The sequence below is a fragment of the Kribbella italica genome (genome assembly GCF_014205135.1).
Lineage (GTDB): Bacteria > Actinomycetota > Actinomycetes > Propionibacteriales > Kribbellaceae > Kribbella > Kribbella italica.
The window spans coordinates 1,787,335-1,802,953 of the sequence record NZ_JACHMY010000001.1 but is presented as its reverse complement, the minus strand read 5'-3'; the positions used below and the strand labels follow the sequence as shown (position 1 = coordinate 1,802,953).

The 15,619-nt window shown below is 69.8% G+C and carries 14 protein-coding genes; 5 read left to right on the top strand and 9 right to left on the bottom strand.

Going from position 1 to position 15,619, the window contains the following annotated elements; genetic code table 11:
• Positions 1 to 5: 5 nt before the first annotated feature.
• Complete coding sequence (locus HDA39_RS43645) at positions 6 to 764, top strand: IclR family transcriptional regulator domain-containing protein (RefSeq protein WP_184794678.1); 759 nt, start codon at positions 6 to 8, stop codon at positions 762 to 764.
• The gene (glpK, locus tag HDA39_RS08470; protein WP_184794677.1) at positions 764 to 2,284 is read left to right on the top strand and encodes a glycerol kinase GlpK; all 1,521 of its coding nucleotides are present in this window, start codon (positions 764 to 766) and stop codon (positions 2,282 to 2,284) included. The genes HDA39_RS43645 and glpK (HDA39_RS08470) overlap by 1 nt, the downstream gene beginning before the upstream one ends.
• Here the strand turns inward: glpK (HDA39_RS08470) and HDA39_RS08465 are convergent.
• The 3 genes from HDA39_RS08465 to HDA39_RS08455 all read right to left on the bottom strand — a co-directional run bounded on the left by HDA39_RS08465 (position 2,281) and on the right by HDA39_RS08455 (position 4,253).
• Entirely contained in the window at positions 2,281 to 3,096 is an 816-nt protein-coding gene (locus HDA39_RS08465) for a GNAT family N-acetyltransferase (protein WP_184794676.1), read from the bottom strand. The two genes, glpK (HDA39_RS08470) and HDA39_RS08465, sit on opposite strands and share 4 nt — an antisense overlap.
• Before the next feature lie 87 nt (positions 3,097 to 3,183).
• Positions 3,184 to 3,654, bottom strand: coding sequence for a nuclear transport factor 2 family protein (locus tag HDA39_RS08460; RefSeq protein WP_184794675.1), 471 nt, complete (start codon positions 3,652 to 3,654; stop codon positions 3,184 to 3,186).
• Positions 3,655 to 3,710: 56 nt separating this feature from the next.
• A complete protein-coding gene (locus HDA39_RS08455; RefSeq protein WP_184794674.1) occupies positions 3,711 to 4,253 on the bottom strand; it encodes a TetR/AcrR family transcriptional regulator in 543 nt (180 codons plus the stop codon).
• 48 nt (positions 4,254 to 4,301) lie between these two features.
• Between HDA39_RS08455 and HDA39_RS08450 the strand changes: the two genes are divergently transcribed.
• Entirely contained in the window at positions 4,302 to 5,279 is a 978-nt protein-coding gene (locus tag HDA39_RS08450) for a saccharopine dehydrogenase (RefSeq protein ID WP_184794673.1), read from the top strand.
• A gap of 51 nt (positions 5,280 to 5,330) precedes the next feature.
• On the opposite strand, the gene HDA39_RS08445 is transcribed toward HDA39_RS08450, so the two are convergent.
• The 3 genes from HDA39_RS08445 to HDA39_RS08435 are packed head-to-tail and all read right to left on the bottom strand — an operon-like array spanning position 5,331 to position 9,486.
• A complete protein-coding gene (locus HDA39_RS08445) occupies positions 5,331 to 7,043 on the bottom strand; it encodes a glycerol-3-phosphate dehydrogenase/oxidase (RefSeq protein WP_337925677.1) in 1,713 nt (570 codons plus the stop codon).
• Positions 7,044 to 7,098: 55 nt separating this feature from the next.
• A complete protein-coding gene (gene glpK / locus HDA39_RS08440; RefSeq protein WP_184794672.1) occupies positions 7,099 to 8,616 on the bottom strand; it encodes a glycerol kinase GlpK in 1,518 nt (505 codons plus the stop codon).
• 33 nt (positions 8,617 to 8,649) lie between these two features.
• On the bottom strand, positions 8,650 to 9,486 hold the full coding sequence (locus tag HDA39_RS08435; protein ID WP_184794671.1) for an MIP/aquaporin family protein: 837 nt from the start codon (positions 9,484 to 9,486) through the stop codon (positions 8,650 to 8,652).
• Between the two features lie 21 nt (positions 9,487 to 9,507).
• On the opposite strand from HDA39_RS08435, the gene HDA39_RS08430 reads away from it, so the two are divergent.
• Positions 9,508 to 11,940, top strand: coding sequence for a tetratricopeptide repeat protein (locus tag HDA39_RS08430; protein WP_184794670.1), 2,433 nt, complete (start codon positions 9,508 to 9,510; stop codon positions 11,938 to 11,940).
• A gap of 109 nt (positions 11,941 to 12,049) precedes the next feature.
• Positions 12,050 to 12,310 carry a sigma factor-like helix-turn-helix DNA-binding protein gene (locus tag HDA39_RS08425; RefSeq protein WP_202892912.1) on the top strand — a complete coding sequence of 87 codons (261 nt, stop codon included), beginning with the start codon at positions 12,050 to 12,052 and terminating at the stop codon, positions 12,308 to 12,310.
• 84 nt (positions 12,311 to 12,394) lie between these two features.
• On the opposite strand, the gene HDA39_RS08420 is transcribed toward HDA39_RS08425, so the two are convergent.
• The 3 genes from HDA39_RS08420 to HDA39_RS08410 are packed head-to-tail and all read right to left on the bottom strand — an operon-like array spanning position 12,395 to position 15,569.
• Positions 12,395 to 13,474 carry an ABC transporter ATP-binding protein gene (locus tag HDA39_RS08420; protein ID WP_337925676.1) on the bottom strand — a complete coding sequence of 360 codons (1,080 nt, stop codon included), beginning with the start codon at positions 13,472 to 13,474 and terminating at the stop codon, positions 12,395 to 12,397.
• Between the two features lie 26 nt (positions 13,475 to 13,500).
• Complete coding sequence (locus HDA39_RS08415; protein ID WP_337925675.1) at positions 13,501 to 14,559, bottom strand: ABC transporter ATP-binding protein; 1,059 nt, start codon at positions 14,557 to 14,559, stop codon at positions 13,501 to 13,503.
• A complete protein-coding gene (locus tag HDA39_RS08410; protein WP_184794668.1) occupies positions 14,556 to 15,569 on the bottom strand; it encodes an ABC transporter permease subunit in 1,014 nt (337 codons plus the stop codon). Before HDA39_RS08410 ends, HDA39_RS08415 begins: the two co-directional genes overlap by 4 nt.
• Positions 15,570 to 15,619 lie beyond the last annotated feature (50 nt).

The window sequence follows — 15,619 nt, the reverse complement described above, 5'->3', positions numbered from 1 at the left end:
CCGGTGTGCCGGGCAGCGTCCAGTCGATCGAGCGTGCTGCCGCAGTGCTGCGCCTGCTCGCCGCTGCCCCGAACGGCCTGGGCGTCGCGGATCTCGGCAACGCGCTCGGGCTGGCGAAGGCGACCGTGCACGGGATCGTCCGTACGCTGCACCAGGTCGGCTTCGTCGAGCAGGACCGGTCCGGCGCGCACTACCGCCTGAGCGACGCCTTCGGACGGCTCGGCGAGACCTACCTCGATCCGAACGAGCTGCGCAGCCGCGCGATCAACTGGGCCGACTCGCTGGCCTCCCGCAGCGGCGAGGTGGTCCGGGTCGGGCGGCTCGTCGAGGGCAAGGTGGTCGTCGTGCACCACGTCTTCCGGCCCGACGACAGCGACCAGGACCTGGACGTCGGTACGACGCTACCGCCGCACGCGACCGCCCTCGGCAAGGCGGTGCTCGCCTTCGACACCAGCGGCGCCGCCAAGCCGAAGACCCTGGAAGCCTTCACCACCCGGACGATCCTCGAGCCCGCCCGGCTGGCCGACGAACTGGCCGCCGTACGGGCCAAGGGCTGGGCCGGTGAGTTCGAGGAGCACACCGTCGAACTGGCCGGCATCGCCGCGCCGATCCGCGGCCTGGGCGGTCTCGTCGTCGGCGCCGTCGGCCTCACCGGCCGGATCGAGCGGATCTGCGACACCCGCCTGCGCCACCGCACCGACCTGGTCACCATGGTGCGCGCCACCGCCGAGGCCATCGGCCGCGACCTCCGAGACGACGGCTGATGGCTGAGCAGTACGTCGCGGCCGTCGACCAGGGCACCAACTCCACGCGCTGCATCCTCTTCGACCGTCGCGGCCGGCTCGTCTCGGTCGCCCAGCGCGAGCACAAGCAGTACTTCCCCAAGCCCGGCTGGGTCGAGCACGACGCCGCCGAGATCTGGCGCAACGTCACCCGCGTCGTCCCCGCCGCCGTCCGGCAGATCGGCGCGGCACCGTCCCAGATCGTTGCCATCGGCATCACCAACCAGCGCGAGACCAGCCTGCTCTGGGACCGCCGGACCGGTCAGCCGATCGGTCACGCCGTCGTCTGGCAGGACACCCGTACCAGCCGCCTGATCACCGAGCTGGCCGGCGACGAAGGCCCGGACCGCTTCGTCGACCTCTGCGGTCTCCCTCTCACCACCTACTTCTCCGCGCCCCGCCTGCGCTGGATGCTCGACCACACCCCCGGCCTGCGCGCCCGCGCCGTCGCCGGCGACGTCCTGTTCGGCACGATGGAGTCCTGGCTGATCTGGAACTTCACCGGCGGGCCGGAAGGCGGCCTGCACGTCACCGACGTCACCAACGCCAGCCGCACGATGCTGATGAACATCGAGACCCTCGAGTGGGACGACCAACTCCTCGACGCGTTCAACGTACCGCGGTCGGTCCTCCCCGAGATCCGTCCGTCCTCCGGCGTCTTCGGTACGGCGACCGCCGTGCTCCCCGGCGTACGGATCGGCGCCGCTCTCGGCGACCAGCAGGCCGCGCTGTTCGGCCAGACCTGCTTCAGCCCGGGTGAGGCGAAGTGCACGTACGGCACCGGGTCGTTCCTGCTGCTGAACACCGGCAAGGAGATCGTCCGGTCGACCCACGGCATGCTGACCACCGTCGCGTACCAGATCGGCGACCAGCCGGCGGCGTACGCGCTGGAAGGCTCGATGGCCGTCACCGGTTCGCTGGTGCAGTGGTTTCGCGACGGGCTCGGCCTGATCCACACCGCCGCCGAGATCGAGACGCTGGCCCGGACCGTCGAGGACAACGGTGGCGCGTACATCGTGCCCGCGTTCTCCGGCCTGTTCGCGCCGCACTGGCGCAGCGAGGCGCGCGGCGTGATCGCCGGGCTGACGTCGTACATCACCAAAGGCCATCTCGCCCGGGCTGTCCTGGAGGCGACCGGCTTCCAGACCCTCGAGGTCGTCGACGCGATGAACGCCGACTCCGGGATCGCGCTGAAGGCGCTCAAGGTCGACGGCGGGATGACCGCGAACAACCTGCTGATGCAGTTCCTCGCCGACCTGCTCGACGTCCGGGTGGTCCGGCCGATGGTGACCGAGACGGTCTCACTCGGTGCCGCGTACGCCGCGGGCCTGGCCGTCGGCTACTGGCCGGACCTCGAAGGCCTGCGCAGCAACTGGCACCGCGCCGGCCAGTGGCTGCCCGACATGGACCCGGACCGGCGCGCCACCGAGTACGCGAACTGGCAGGCGGCGGTCCAGCGCACCTTCGGCTGGATCCGCCCCGAGCAGCAGGACAACAGCTAGTCCTCGGCGCGCCAGATCCAGTTCTGGCGGGCGTAGCGGATCTCGAAGCCGGTCCGGAGCATGTTGTTCAGCGAGGAGTTCTGCTCGCCGTCGTCCGGTTTGCCGGTCTCCGCACTCAACCATTTCGCGCCTTCGGCCGACGCCTGCCGCGCACGGGCCGCGAGCAGCGCCGACTGCGCACCCCGTCCCCGGTACGACGGCAGCACGGCCGCGCCCGCGAACGTCGCCACCTGGTCGTGGATCGCCAGCGAGGCCGCGCCGACCATCGTGTCGCCGTCCCAGGCGCCGTACGGCGTGAAGCCGGGACGGTCGACCACGGCCGAGATCATCGGGACGAGCTTGTCGGTCGGCATCCCGAAACCGCGCATCAACGTCGTCGCCCACTCGTCGGCCTGCTCCACCGGCACCTCGCCGATCCTCAGGTCGGTGTCGGCAGACTCCACCAGCCCAGCCAGCCGCGCCAGCTTCAGCCAGGTCCCGCCGGCGGTCAGACCGGTCTTCGCGACGATCGCGTCCCAGTCGCGCGGCAGCACCGACGGCGCGAACTGCAGCGTCGCGAACCGGACGCCGTGGGTGCGGTAGAACTCGATGATCTCCTCGACCAGGTCGACCGTCACCGGCGCCCCGAAGCCGAAGCCGAGCGCCTTGCTCCAGTAGTTCGTCACGTCGTCGGGCACCGCCAGCACGACACCACCACCGATCCGGCGGCCCGCGAGCCCTAGCGACTCTGCCACCGCAGGTGAGGCCGAACTCTCGTAGCCCCACACCGCTTCCGCCTCAGCTGACTCGATCAGCTCGGCGATCCGATCCATTCACTCCTCCAGACCACATCCCCGTGACGATGTTCCGACCCGACACTATGCCGGGCGCGCAAACCCTCCGAGGTCGCGGCCACACCGTCAGCGCCCGGCCGGAACCCCGTCGGTGATCGGCGCCGCGTGCGCCTCCTCGTACCCGGCCACCGCCAGCCGGTCGAGGGCCCGCTCCAGCACCGCCGTGTCCTCCAGCGTCCGGACCTCGGTGATCTTGCCCCACCTCATCCGCAGGAACTGATGCACCACGTTCTGGTACGTCGTACCGTCGACCAGCCCGACGTCGACGGTGACCGCCGTCGCGACCCGCGTGTTCCACGGCCACCCCGCGACCAGCACGTCGTTCACCGTGAACCGGGTCTCGGGCATCAACCGGAACGCCCGCCGCCACCACGCGCGCAAGGCGTCGTGCGTGTGCCGCTCCCCCGACAACGCGTGATCGCCGTAGAACCGGTAGGTGAACTCCGGCGCCATCCCCCGCACCATCGCCTCCCAGTTGCCGGCGGTGATCTCCGCGAACGCCTTGCGGACCTGCGCCGCCACGAACCGGTGGTACATCGATCTCTCCCGTCAGTCGGTCCCGGCCAACCTACGGAAGTCAGCTCACCAACCGCTCACTGGATCCCACCGACGATCAGCGCGGTCAGGGCAGCTTCACCGCCGTCCTCACGAGCCAGCGCCTCGGCCGCTCCCAGTACGCCGACGCAGCGCAGCCGCAACGCGCCGGGCGCCAACGTCGAGTACGGCGCGAGCGCGGCCGCCATCAGCTCGACGTACCCGTCGAGCAGCTCCCGCTGGACGGCCTCCATCTCCGGAGTCCCCTTCACCGCGGCCGAGACCGCGGCCAGCTCCGGCATCTCACGGACGCACGCGAAGTACGCCGCGCTGACCACCCGCGCGATGTCGTCGACCTCCGGCGCCGCCTCCCGTACGGCGCGCTCGATCGCGGTCTTGTGCCGCTCGTCCAGCCGCCGGTACAGCTCGATCAGCAACCCCGCCCGGGTCCCGAAGTGGTCGTAGACGATCGGCCGGCTCACCCCGGCGGCCTCCGCCAGCGTGACCAGCGTCAGCCCGTCGGCGCCGCGCGTCCGGACCACGGTAACCGCGGCCTCGAGCAGCTGCTCGCGTCTGGCCTGTTTGCTCAACCGCACTGTCATGTGCCTATCCTACAAGATGTAACCTACAAAATGTAGCAAGGAGCGCACATGCACCCCGTCCTCATCCTCGGCGGCACCGGCCAGGCCGGATCCGACACCGCGCGGCAGCTGCGCCGGCAGCACCCGAACCTGCCGATCACCATCGCCGGCCGCGACCTCGGCCGCGCCCAGAAGGTCGCCGACGAGCTCGGCGGCGCGACCGCCGTGACGATCGATCTGCGCAGCCGTGGCCTCGGCCTGCCCGCCGGCCACACCTACTCGGCCGTCGTCGCCGCCTTGTGGGACTCCCACCACAACGGCCTGCACTACGCGCAGGACCATGGCGTGCCGTACCTCAGCATCTCCAGCGCCCTCGTCGACACGTCGCCGGAGATCGTCGCCGCCGCGCAGCGGCCGACCGCCGCTCCGATCCTGGTCGCCAGCCACTGGTGCGCGGGCATCGCCGTCCTGGCGACGCTCGCGGTGGCGCAGGACTTCGCCCGCGTCGACAGCGTCCGCGTCCAAGCGCTGCTGGACGAGCTGGACATCGGCGGCCCGGCCGGCGCCGCCGACCTCGAACGCTGGTCGACCGCGACCACCGCCGGACTCGTCCGCCGCGACGGCACCTTCCAGTGGATCACCGACGTCGACGCGGAGCTGGTCAGCGCCGACGGCTCGGTGTACGCCGCCCAGAGCCTCCCGATTCTCGACGTCACCAGCCTGGCCCTCGCGACCGGCGCGGCCGACGTCCGTTTCGACATGGGCGTCGGCGAGTCCGCGGGCCGCCGTACGGGTGGTCAGGCGTCGGTCGAGGTCCGCATCGACCTCGAAGGCACCGACCGCGCCGGCAACGCCCACACGACAACCCGCTACCTCACACACTCCGCCGGTCAGCGGCCGCTGACAGCCCTCGGGATCACCCTGGGCGTGGAGAGTCTGCTCGGGCTCACGAGCACCCCCGCCGCACCGGGCCTGCACACGCCCGAGTCACTCATCGACCCGTCGTACGCCGTCGAGCGCCTGCTCGAGCTCGGCGCCACCTTCTGACCGGACTCTGCCCGGAGCACCCCCCACGAAGGTGCTCCGGGCAAGCATTTGTCAGGCCGGCGAGACAATGTCCGGCGCGCCCAGGCGCACCTTGTCGGCCGACTCGTCGTCCGGCTGGTCCTGCGAGTCGCGCTCGGACTGGACCCGCTGCAGGTAGAAGGACACCTCGCGCTCGATCGTGGCCTCGTCCCAGCCGAGCTCCGGCGCGATCAGCCGCGCCGCGGCGTCGGCCGCGCCCGCGCCGCGGTCCCAGGCCTCGATCGAGATCCGGGTCCGCCGGGCCAGTACGTCGTCCAGGTGCCGGGCGCCCTCGGAGCGGGCCGCGTACACGACCTCGGCCTTCAGGTAGTCCTGCGTCCCCGGCAGCTGGTCGCCCAGTGACGGGTCCTCCTTGACCAGCGCGAGCACCTCGCTGATCAGCGCGCCGTACCGGTTGAGCAGGTGCTCGATCCGGGCCACGTGCAGCCCGGACTCCCGCGCGATCAGGTGCCGCTGGTTCCACAGCGCCGGATAACCGTCCGCGCCGACCAGCGGGATCGTCTTGGTGGTGCACTTCGGGACCCGGCCGTCGAGCGCGTTGGCGACCGCGTCGATCGCGTCCTTGGCCATCACCCGGTACGTCGTGTACTTGCCGCCGGCAACCACCACGAGTCCCGGCGCCGCGTGCGCGACGACGTGCTCGCGGGACAGCTTGGACGTGCTCTCCGACTCGCCGGCCAGCAGCGGCCGCAGCCCGGCGTACACGCCCTCGACGTCCTCGCGGGTCAGCGGCGTGTTCAGCACCGCGTTCACGTGGTCGAGCAGGTACTCGATGTCCTTGCTGGTCGCGGCCGGGTGGGCCTTGTCCAGGTTCCAGTCGGTGTCGGTGGTACCGATCAGCCAGTGCCGGCCCCACGGGATGATGAACAGGACGGACTTCTCGGTCCGCAGGATCATCCCGCTGCTGGACTGGATCCGGTCCTTCGGCACGACCAGGTGGATGCCCTTCGACGCGCGCACGTGGTACTGCCCGCGCTCGCCGACCATCGCCTGGGTGTCGTCGGTCCACACGCCGGTCGCGTTGACGACCTGCTTGGCGCGGACCTCGAACTCGCGGCCGCTCTCTAGGTCCTTGGCCTGGACGCCGGTCACCCGCTCGCCCTGGCGCAGGAAGCCGGTCACCTTGACCCGGTTCGCGACGTGCGCGCCGTACGACGCCGCCGTGCGGGCCAGCTCCATCGTGTGCCGGGCGTCGTCGACCTGCGCGTCGTAGTACTGCAGGGCGCCGACCAGCGCCGACTTCTTCAGGCTCGGCACCAGTCGCATCGCGCCGCGCCGGGTCAGGTGCCGGTGCATCGGGAGGCCGGCGCCGTTACCCGAACTGACCGCCATCGCGTCGTACAGGGCGACGCCGGCGCCGGCGTAGAACCGCTCCCACCAGCGGTGCTGGAGCGGGTAGAGGAAGGGCACCGGCTTGACCAGGTGCGGTGCCAGGCGTTGCAGGAGCAGGCCGCGCTCCTGCAACGCCTCGTGCACCAGCCGGAAGTCGAGCATCTCCAGGTACCGCAAGCCACCGTGCATCAGCTTGCTGGACCGGCTGGAGGTCCCGCTCGCGTAGTCGCGGGCCTCCAGCAGCCCGGTGGTCAGGCCCCGGGTCGCGGCGTCCAGGGCCGACCCGGTGCCGACCACCCCGCCGCCGATCACCAGGACGTCCAGTTCGCGGCCGTCCGCCATCGCGTCGATGGCCTCCGACCTCGCTTGCGGGGACAGAGCCACTACCGCCACTGTGCTGTTCCTTCCGGTTGTGTCTACTGCTGACTGCCGTACCGCTGCCGTGCCGCTAGTCGACGTCGACCCAGTCGAGCGTCCGCTGGACGGCCTTCTCCCAGCCCTTGTACCCGGCCGCACGCTGCTCGTCGTTCCACTCCGGGCTCCAGCGCTTGTCCTCGTTCCAGTTCTGCACCAGTTCGTCGGTGTTGTTCCAGAACCCGACCGCCAGCCCGGCCGCGTACGCCGCGCCGAGGGCCGTCGTCTCCGCGACGACCGGCTTGCTCACCGGGACGCCGAGGATGTCGGCCTGCATCTGCATGCAGAGCTCGTTGGCCGTGACGCCGCCGTCGACCTTGAGCACCTCGAGCTTCACCCCCGAGTCCTTCTCCATCGCGTCGGCCACGTCCTTGCTCTGGTAGCAGATCGCTTCCAGTGTCGCTCGCGCCAGGTGAGCGTTGGTGTTGAACCGCGACAGCCCGACGATCGCGCCGCGGGCGTCGGACCGCCAGTACGGCGCGAAGAGGCCGGAGAACGCCGGGACGAAGTACACGCCGCCGTTGTCCTCGACCTGCCGGGCCAGCGTCTCGGTCTCGCTCGCCCCCGAGATGATGCCGAGCTGGTCCCGCAGCCACTGCACCGCCGACCCGGTCACCGCGATCGAGCCCTCCAGCGCGTAGACCGGCGCGTCGTCGCCGAACTTGTACGCCATCGTGCTCAGCAGGCCCGCCTTGGAGCGGACCAGCTCGGTGCCGGTGTTCAGCAGCATGAAGTTGCCGGTGCCGTAGGTGTTCTTGGCCTCGCCCGGGTTGAAGCAGACCTGACCGACCGTCGCGGCCTGCTGGTCCCCGAGGTCGCCGGTCAGCGGGACCACCCCCTGGAGGGGCCCGTTCGCCAGCGTCTCGCCGTACTTGTTCGGGTCCGACGACGGACGGATCTCCGGCAGCATCTGCCGGGGGATGTCGAAGAACGAGATCAGCTCGTCGTCCCAGTCGAGCGTCTCCAGGTTCATCAGCATCGTGCGGCTGGCGTTCGTCACGTCGGTAATGTGCACTCCGCCGTCGACGCCACCGGTCAGGTGCCACAGCAGCCAGGTGTCGGTGTTGCCGAAGACGGCGTCACCGGCCTCGGCGGCCTCGCGGACCCCGTCGACGTTCTCGAGGATCCACTGCACCTTGCCGGCCGAGAAGTACGTCGCCGGCGGCAGCCCGGCCTTCTGCCGGATCACGTCGCCCTTGCCCTCGCGCTCCAGGGCCGAGGCGATCCGGTCGGTCCGGGTGTCCTGCCAGACGATCGCGTTGTAGTACGGTCGCCCGGTCTTGCGGTTCCAGACCACCGCGGTCTCGCGCTGGTTGGTGATCCCGAGCGCCGCCAGGTCGCTCGACTGCAGGCCCTGGGCGTTCATCGCGGTCTTGATCACCGAGCTGGTGCGCTCCCAGATCTCCACCGGGTTGTGCTCCACCCAGCCCGCCTGCGGCAGGATCTGGGAGTGCTCGAGCTGGTGCTTGCCCACCTCGTTGCCGGAGTGGTCGAAGATCATGAAGCGGGTGCTCGTGGTGCCCTGGTCGACGGCACCGACGAAGTCAGCCATGGAAAGTCCTCTCCTCACACGCTGTTGGCCGGGTCATGCGGCGGTCTTGTCCTCGGGAATGCGTCCGGGCTCCTCGTCCTCGTCGGCGATCGGCAGGTGCCGCCCGACCAGCAGGTCGTACAGGAACGCGCCGAGCAGGGCCCCGATGATCGGTGCCACGATCGGCACCCAGAAATAGATGTCCCCGAACTGATCCTTGAACGCTCCCTCGTACCCGGTGAAGAACGACGCCAGCCTCGGGCCGAAGTCACGGGCCGGGTTGATCGCGTACCCGGCGTTGGTGCCCCACGCCATCCCGATACCGACCACCAGCAGGCCGACGACGAACGGCGCCAGGTTGACGCCCGGGGACGTGTTGCGCAGGTCGGTGATCGCCAGGATGACCAGCATCAGGATCGCCGTACCGATGATCTGGTCCCGGAAACCGCCCCACATCCCGACGCCGAGATCCAGGCTGCCGTTGCCCGGCAGGGTGGAGAACACGCCCTGGCTCTTGATCGTCAGCCCGGGGTCGAACTTGTTCAGCGCCTCGGTGTAGTTCCAGCGGACCACCAGAGCCGCCAGAAACGCGCCGAGGAACTGCGCCACCGAGTACGGCAGCACCTTCTTCCAGGAGAACCCACGGAACGCCGCCAGCGCGATCGTCACCGCCGGATTCAGATGAGCGCCGGTCATCCGGCCCGCGACGTAGATGCCCAGGGTCACCCCGAGCCCCCAGGCCCACGCGATGGAGTCGTGATCCCCGATCCCCGCGGCGGCCACCTGCGCCACCACACCACACCCGAACAGGATCAGGATGAACGTACCGGCCAGCTCGGCGGAACACTCCCCCAGAAGGGTCTTCGCCTTGACTGCTTCAGTCGTAGCCATGCTCTGTCTCCCTTCCACCCCGTGACGACCACGGAGGACTGGAATGTAGGAGCGTTTGCGAGGCGGCACAACGCCGTACGTTCGACATTGTCGAACGCGGGGCCGCCCCGGACCACTGCGACACTCGCCGGGACTCTTCTGCCGCCGGACTGTAAAGTTCGCGCGGTGGCGGAGACCTTCGGACAGATGTTGCGGCGGTTCCGGGTCGCGAGGCAGTTCACCCAGGCGGAGCTGGCCGAGCGGACCGGGGTGACCGAGCAGGCGATCCAGCTGCTGGAGACGGGGGCGCGGCGCTTTCCCCGGAAGTCGACCACCGATCGGCTGACGATCGCGCTCGGGCTGAGCAGTGCGGACGCTGCCGAGCTCGTCGCCGCGGTGCCCCGTCGGGGGCCGGCCACGGCGACAGCGTCCGAGCAGCGTCCACCGGGGGCGAGCGGGGGGCCGTGGCGGGTGGCACGGGAGGTCCCGGAAGTCGACCCGCACTTCACCGGCCGGGCGCCCGAACTCGAGCTGCTCTGCCGCGCTCTCCTCACCCCGGCCGGGCCCGGTAGTGCGCGAGTCGTGACGATTCAGGGAATGGCAGGCGTCGGGAAGTCGGCTCTGGCCGCCGCGGCGGCGGCGCAAGTCGCCACCGAGTTCCCAGACGGCCTGCTGGCCGTCGATCTGAACGGATTCGGCTCCGGTCGGCCGCTGACTCCCTGGGAGGCACTGCAACAACTGCTGCGGGGCACCGGACTTGCCGACCCGGAGATTCCAGCCGACCAAGCTGAGGCGGCCTCCCTGCTGCGCACCCGGCTGGCGGGACGCAGGACCCTGATGGTGCTCGAGAACGCGACCGGTCCCGACCAGGTCGCGGACCTGCTCCCCGCCACCGCGGACTCCGCGGCGATCGTGATCAGCCGGGTCTGGCTGACCCGGCTTGTGGCGGCTTCCCACGTACAGGTCGACGTTCTCACCGACGAGGTGGCACTCGACGTCCTGCGCTCGGTCGCCGGACCGTCGCGGGTTGCCGCCGAGCCTGACGCCTCGGCACGCCTGATCCGCAGTTGCGCGGGTCTGCCGCTGGCGTTGCGCATCGCGGCCGGCCGCCTGGCGGCCCAGCCGCACCGGCTGGTGCAGCACGTCGCCGACCGGCTCGAGGACGAGCAGCGCAGACTCGGGGAGCTGTCCACGGACGACCTCAGCGTGCGCAGCAGCCTCGAAGTGTCGTTCGGCGAGAGCGACGCGAGCACGCCCTCACAGAAGATGCTCGCCGTACTCGGCCTGCTCGACAGCACCGAAGTCGGTACTGCGGCTGCCGCACGGCTGGCCGGGTCTTCGGAGTCGATCGCCTCGCAGGAGCTCGAATCCTTGGTGGACGCGCATGTCCTCGGCTCGGTAGCACCAGATCGCTACCAGGCGCACGACCTCGTCCACCTATACGCGCGCGAGCTCGCGGCGCGGCTCGTGGCACCCGACGAGCAGCAGCAGGCGCTGGCCCGGCTGCTTGATCTGTACGAGGCCGCGGCCTGGACGGCGGGCAAGCTCATCGAGCCACTCAGCCCACGGCTGGCGTGGGCACCGACAGATCTGCCGGAAGGTCCGCGACTCACCACCTCCGGGCAGGCGATCGAGTGGATCCAAGAAGAACACAACATCCTCCTGCGGCTCGCCACCAAGGTCGGCGACGGCCCGCTCGCCGACCGACTGGCACGCCTCACCGTGGCGCTGACGACGTACTTCATCGCGTGCGGCCGCTTCCTCGATCACGCCGCCCTCGCGACTCTCGCGCTGGAGCACAGCACCGATCGGACGCTCGCGGCGGCGGTTCGCGGCGACCTGGGCATCGCGCAGGCGCAACTGGGTCAGCCCGGACCGGCGCTGGCGAGTTTCGAGCACGCCGCCGCCGAGTTCCATGCCGTCGGCCACCGGACAGGTGAGGCGGTGGCACTCAACAACGCCGCCCGGATGCTCGCCGACCAGCGGCACTTCGACGACGCGATCAACCGTGCCGAACGCGCTCTGAGGCTGACCCGTGCGATCAGCGACCCGCTGGGCACCAATCTGTCGCTGACCGTGCTGGGTGTGTCGCACTGTCTGCGCGGTGAGTTGGAACGAGGGCGCGAGTACTTCGTCGAGGGTCTGGCCGGCTGCGTCGAGTCCGGCAATGAGACGGGCCGGGCGCTCGCGCTGCACAACATCGGTTCGGCCGACTTGGAACTGAACCGGATCGAGGACGCGATCGACTACCTCGAGCAGGCCGTCGCGCTGACCCGGACCGGTGGAATGCAGAGCAGTCTGGGCAACCTCCTGATCGACATCGCCGAGGCGTACCTGCGGCAGGGCGATCACGACCGTGCCCGGGCCGCCGCGCGGGAAGCCCTCGACATCGCCACCGCCGCCGAGGACCAGCTCCGCCAGGACCGGGCGCACGCCAGGCTCCGGCAGATCGACGAACACCACACCGCCACCTGACGGCCGAAGGACGGGAACTTCGAAAGAAATCTACCGACCGGGTGCAACCGATCGTAGGGCCCAGAGCGTCATGTCATCGGGAGACAGAAGCTCGAAGGGGGAATCTCAGGTGAATCAGCACGCCACGATCGCGCACCGCGAGGACGTGACGGCCCGCGACTGGCTCGACACCGGCTTGCAGAACCTGCCGGCCCGGCAGCGGGACGCGCTGGTCCTGCGGTTCTACGAGTCACGCACCGAGACCGAGGCGGCCGGCATCCTCGGCTGCTCGGTCCCGGCGGTCAAACGCCGTACCAGCCACGGCCTGCGCCGGCTCAGCTCCCACCTGGGCCCCGACGCCGTCCTGCTCCTGCAACGCGTCGCCCGCTGAGCCACCCGTACGACGAACGGCCGGGATCCCCTCGACGAGGGGATCCCGGCCGTTGCGTAGGCCGTCATTGGTTGCAGTGCGCAACTACACCGCGGACGCCGCGCCTTCGACCGCCTTCAGGGCGGTGGCGGCCTGTTCCTCGGTGGCGTTCTCCGGGAAGTGGCACGCGCTCTGGTGGCCCGGGGCGATCTGCAGGAGCGGCGGCTCGACCGTCTTGCAGATGTCCTGTGCCTTCCAGCAGCGGGTGTGGAAGCGGCAGGCCGGCGGTGGGTTGATCGGGCTCGGGACGTCGCCCTCCAGCCGGATCCGCTCACGCTTGGTCTTGCGCTTGGTGTCCGGGATCGGTACGGCGGACAGCAGCGCCAGCGTGTACGGGTGCATCGGGCTCTCGTAGAGGCTGACCCGGTCGGCCAGCTCGACGATCTTGCCCAGGTACATCACCGCGACCCGGTCCGACACGTGCCGGACCACCGACAGGTCGTGCGCGATCATCACGTAGGTGAGGTCGAACTCGTTCTGGAGGTCCTCCAGCAGGTTCACCACCTGGGCCTGGATCGACACGTCCAGCGCGGACACCGGCTCGTCGGCCACGATCAGCTTCGGCCGCAGCGCGAGCGTCCGGGCGATCCCGATCCGCTGCCGCTGACCACCGGAGAACTCGTGCGGGTACCGGTTGTAGTGCTCCGGGCTCAGGCCGACCAGTTCGAGCAGCTCCTGGACGGTCTTCTTGACACCGCCCTCGGGCTTCACACCCTGCAGCCGGTACGGCGCCCCGACGATCTTGCCGACCGTGTGCCGCGGGTTCAGCGAGCCGTACGGGTCCTGGAAGATCATCTGGATGTCCCGCCGCAGCGGCCGCATCTTGCCGTCGCCGACGTGGCTGATGTCATGACCCTCGAAGACGATCTTGCCGTCGGTCGGCTCCAGCAGCCGGGTCAGCAGCCGGCCGGTGGTGGTCTTGCCGCAGCCCGACTCCCCCACCAGCGACAGCGTCTCGCCCTTCATCACGCTGAAGGTCAGCCCGTCCACGGCCTGGACGGCGCCGGTCTGGCGCTGCAGCAGGCCCTTGCGGATCGGGAAGTGCTTGGTCAGGTTCGTTGCTGACAGCAACGGCTCGCCGTCGGCGGGATCGGCCTTGACGGCTTCGGTTTCGGCAGTGGTCACAATGGCTCCGTCGTTCCCGGGATCCGTCACAGTTTCGGCTTGATCTCTTCGGTCCAGATCCGCTCGCGGTCAGCGCCGGACAGGTGGCAGGCCACCTGGTGGCCGGCGCCGACGTCCAGCAGCTCGGGCCGGTCGGTCTCGCTGGCTCCGCCGTTCAGCTGCGAGTAGTTGCAGCGCGGGTTGAACGCGCAGCCGGTCGGGACGTTGATCAGGCTGGGCGGGCTGCCCTTGATCGGGATCAGCCGCTCGGTGCGCTCCCGGTCGATCCGCGGCATCGAGCCGAGCAGCCCCCAGGTGTAGGGATGCTGCGGCCGCTCGAAGATGTCGTCCGCGGTGCCGTACTCGATCGCGCGGCCGGCGTACATCACCTGGATGTCGTCGGCGAGCTCGGCGACCACACCGAGGTCGTGGGTGATGATGATGACGGCGGAGTTGAACTCGCGCTGCAGGTCGCGGATCAGGTCCAGGATCTGCGCCTGCACGGTGACGTCCAGCGCGGTGGTCGGCTCGTCGGCGATGAGCAGGTCCGGGTCGCAGGACAGCGCCATCGCGATCATCGCGCGCTGCCGCATCCCGCCGGAGAACTGGTGCGGGTAGGCGTCCACGCGCTTGTCCGGCTGCGGGATGCCGACCCGGTCGAGCATGTCGATCGCGTGCTTGCGGGCGACCGCCTTGGTGACGTGGTTGTGCACCCGGTAGGCCTCGACGATCTGCCGGCCGACCGTGTAGAAGGGGTGCATCGCCGACAGCGGGTCCTGGAAGATCATCGCCATCCGCTTGCCGCGCAGCAGCCGCACCTCTTCGGCGCTGCTGGAGACCAGGTCCTGGCCGTCCAGGAACACCTCGCCGCTGATCTTCGCCGTACCGGCCTTGTGCAGACCCATGATCGACAGGCTGGTGACGCTCTTGCCGGAGCCGGACTCGCCGACGATGCCGAGCGTCTTGCCGCGCTCCAGCTTGAACGACAGACCGTCGACGGACTTGACCACGCCGTCGTCGGTCGGGAAGTGCACCTTCAGGTCGCGGACGTCGAGAAAGGCCTCGCCGCGCTCGATCCGCTGGACGGTGTCTTGAGGTTCGGTCACGAGATGCGCACCCTCGGGTCGACGACGGCGTACAGGAGATCGACGATCAGGTTCGCCAGCACGATGAAGAACGCGGCGATCAGCGTCACGCCGAGCACCTTCGGCAGGTCGTTGGCGCGCAGCGCGATCACGGCGTACTGGCCGATGCCGGGCAGCGAGAAGGTCGTCTCGGTGAGGATCGCGCCACCCATCAGCAGACCGAGGTCCAGGCCGAAGATGGTCAGGATCGGGGTCAGCGCCGAGCGCAGGCCGTGCTTGACCACGACCGTCCGCTCGGTCAGGCCCTTGGCGCGGGCGGTCCGGACGAAGTCCTCGTTCATCGTCTCGAGCATGCCGGCCCGGGTGAGTCGTGCGTACGACGCGGCGTACAGGAAGGCCAGCGTGACCCAGGGCAGGATCAGGTCGTAGGCCCACCAGATCGGGTTGGTCTCGTCGAGCGGGTTCGTGCCGCCCTGTGCGGTCCAGCCCAGGTTGTAGCTGAAGATCGACAGCGAGAGCAAGCCGGTGAAGAAGATCGGCAGCGAGACGCCGGCCAGTGCGACCGACATCAGGCCCCGGTCGAGCACCGACCCCCGTCTCAGCGCCGACACGATGCCGGTACCCACACCGGTGACGAGCCAGATGAACGCGGCTCCACCGGCCAGGGACGCGGTGACCGGTAATCGGGCCTTCAGGTCGGGCCAGACCGGGGTCTGGGTCAGGAAGGAGTAGCCGAAGCACGGTGCCGGGCAGCGCTCGGTCGCAGGACCGTAGTTGTATTCCTGACCGACGAACAAGCCCTTCACGAAGCGGCCGTACTGAACCGGCAGCGGGTCGGTGAAACCGAGCCTCACCGCCGTCTCGTGGATCTGCTCGGCGCCCGCACTCTTGCCGACGTAGCGCGAGGCCAGGTCGTCAGCGGTCGCGCCGCCGAGTTTAGGGACCTGGAAGAAGATCGAGAATGTCACGGCCGTGACGATGAAGAGCAGGATCACTGCTCCGATCAACCGGCGGACCAGATATGCGAACACCGTGCTCGGCGTGGTGGCCGGTGATCATCGCTGATCACCGGCCACCTTAG

Bases quoted from the DNA above. Each gene is read 5' to 3' on its own strand.
- glpK (WP_184794677.1), top strand. From the start codon at position 764: ATGGCTGAGCAGTACGTCGCGGCCGTCGACCAGGGCACCAACTCCACG.
- HDA39_RS08465 (WP_184794676.1), bottom strand. From the start codon at position 3,096: ATGGATCGGATCGCCGAGCTGATCGAGTCAGCTGAGGCGGAAGCGGTG.
- HDA39_RS08460 (WP_184794675.1), bottom strand. From the start codon at position 3,654: ATGTACCACCGGTTCGTGGCGGCGCAGGTCCGCAAGGCGTTCGCGGAG.
- HDA39_RS08455 (WP_184794674.1), bottom strand. From the start codon at position 4,253: ATGACAGTGCGGTTGAGCAAACAGGCCAGACGCGAGCAGCTGCTCGAG.
- HDA39_RS08450 (WP_184794673.1), top strand. From the start codon at position 4,302: ATGCACCCCGTCCTCATCCTCGGCGGCACCGGCCAGGCCGGATCCGAC.
- glpK (WP_184794672.1), bottom strand. From the start codon at position 8,616: ATGGCTGACTTCGTCGGTGCCGTCGACCAGGGCACCACGAGCACCCGC.
- HDA39_RS08435 (WP_184794671.1), bottom strand. From the start codon at position 9,486: ATGGCTACGACTGAAGCAGTCAAGGCGAAGACCCTTCTGGGGGAGTGT.